We start from the raw sequence: 1,926 nt of genomic DNA on the forward strand, positions 1-1,926 counted from the left end.
ATGCCGGTATCGGGGCCGGGTTCATGGATTCCGGGGCAGGGATTGCTGGCACACGGTCTGTCAGAAGTAGGGTGAAGACCACCGGTGACCGGGCCAATGCCGGTATCGGGGCCGGGGCCATGGGCAATGGCACAGGGATAGCCAATACCTTGGCGAAAAACTCTAAGGTATCCACCTCGGGTGATGGTGCCAATGCCGGTATCGGAGCTGGAAGGATGGGCCGCAGTGCCAGGATGGAAAATACCTCAGCACAATGCTTTTCGTCGGTGACCACCTCCGGCGCTGAGGCCAATGCCGGTATCGGGGCCGGGTTGATGGATCCCCGGGCAAGGATCGTTGGCACCCGGTCTCACAACAGTGAGGTGGAAACCTCGGGAGTCCGTGCCCATGCCGGTATCGGTGCCGGTATGATCAGGGACAATGCCAGCGTTACCGATACCCGGGCGGTGAACCCCAGGGCAACTGCCTCCGGTAATAATGCCTCGGCGAATATTGACGCAGGCCGGATTGAGCCAGGGGGCGTGGTTACCAATACGACGGAGGTGTACACAGGCTGGCCCGGGGTGCTGGCATGCGAACCGGTCATACCAGCGACGGCATCGAGCACCGCCATGAGCTTTCCGGGGGCCACCATGACACTGCCCACCAGTACGGCACCGCTCGCAACTACCCTGAGTAACGGCGCAATAGCCGGTATTACCCTGGGGGCTGCTGTGTCCTTAGTGTTGGCAGGTGTTGTGGGGGGGTACATCTATCGTCATTGTTGCCGCAGGCCGTCTCCCGTCGATGCCGGTGACCCGCAGGAGTTGGTAGCAGTCAATAAAGCGGGTCAGGCACAGGAGGCGGTTGATCAACCGATGATGTTACTTGAGGAACCCGGGGATAGGGGGGGGCACCAGCATGAACACATATATGAAGAGATTGACATTTACAATCCCCGCAGAATGAGAACCGCAGTAGCGCCTGATTATTAATGCAGTCAGAATTATATCGAAAAACTTTAGGTAACCATTCGCTAAATCCATTATTCAAGCATCAATAGCCCTGTTCAGCTATCCTTGATAGATGCTTGAAATCACTACGCCTGAATGCACTTCAGAACAATCCTGTACTCCTTTCAGCCTTGTTCAAGTCACTTTGTTCTGGCCTTCTGCTGGGCTCATGTCAGGCGAGACTTTATTGATGCCAGTCGTGGTGACCCGGATTTAGAAAAATGGAGCATTGCCTGGGTAGATAGAATTGCTCGTTTATATTATTTAAACGAGCAACGACTTCTTGTTCGGGAAGACCCAAAGCAGTGGCCGACCCGCCAGTTGAGACTGGAAAAACATGCTGAACACATAGCCTCTCAGCGAGATAAAGAACTGGGATGAAAGTCGTCTCAAAGAATTGCGAATCCATGACCCACCTGGCTGAAAAAAGTTCATCCAGGTCCGTAGCTATTATAAGGCAGGTATTCCTTACCAGTCTGGTAAGCTGGTTTGCAGGGTTCACTGAATAGTTACCGGGAACTTTTTACTGATTGACTTATCTGACTATTTTAATCGTTAAAATGAGTTAACCATAAAAAGGCCATTTTCATGAATCAAGCAGCATTTTCAAATATTGAGCTTCGTAGTTTCGTAAAGGCTCCACAAAGCGATGCCGAATCGGGTGTGAGGCAGGATAATCGAAGAAGTTGTGGGACCAGGGCGTTTAAATGGATTGTCGGTCACCCTTTTCTGGCAACTGCTGGAGCCATTGGGTTGGTTGGCGCTGCGTCTGGTGGCATTTATGGCTTAACCCTTTTAGGTGCAGCAGCTCCTGTTGCAACGGCGTTATCGGGCAGAAATGTAACTCTCTCAGGTACAGCAGCTTCTGATGTAACGGTGTTGACTCGTCGAAATGTAACCACCGATACCAGGACCACCGCAGCAACCACCACCA

3 protein-coding genes are annotated in these 1,926 nt (G+C 52.6%); all 3 read left to right on the forward strand.

Annotated elements, in window-relative coordinates; translation table 11 throughout:
• Nucleotides 1–974 (forward strand): hypothetical protein (locus tag ACO6V1_RS23685; protein WP_422469019.1); only part of this gene is annotated, 974 nt, incomplete at its 5' end.
• A gap of 114 nt (nt 975–1,088) precedes the next feature.
• Complete coding sequence (locus ACO6V1_RS23690; protein ID WP_422448034.1) at nt 1,089–1,373, forward strand: IS66 family transposase; 285 nt, start codon at nt 1,089–1,091, stop codon at nt 1,371–1,373.
• A 207-nt stretch (nt 1,374–1,580) separates the two neighbouring features.
• Nucleotides 1,581–1,926, forward strand: a 346-nt coding sequence (locus ACO6V1_RS23695; protein ID WP_422469021.1) for a hypothetical protein, incomplete at its 3' end; no start/stop codon positions are given.

Source organism: Endozoicomonas sp. ALC013 (assembly GCF_049310205.1).
Taxonomy (GTDB): domain Bacteria; phylum Pseudomonadota; class Gammaproteobacteria; order Pseudomonadales; family Endozoicomonadaceae; genus Endozoicomonas.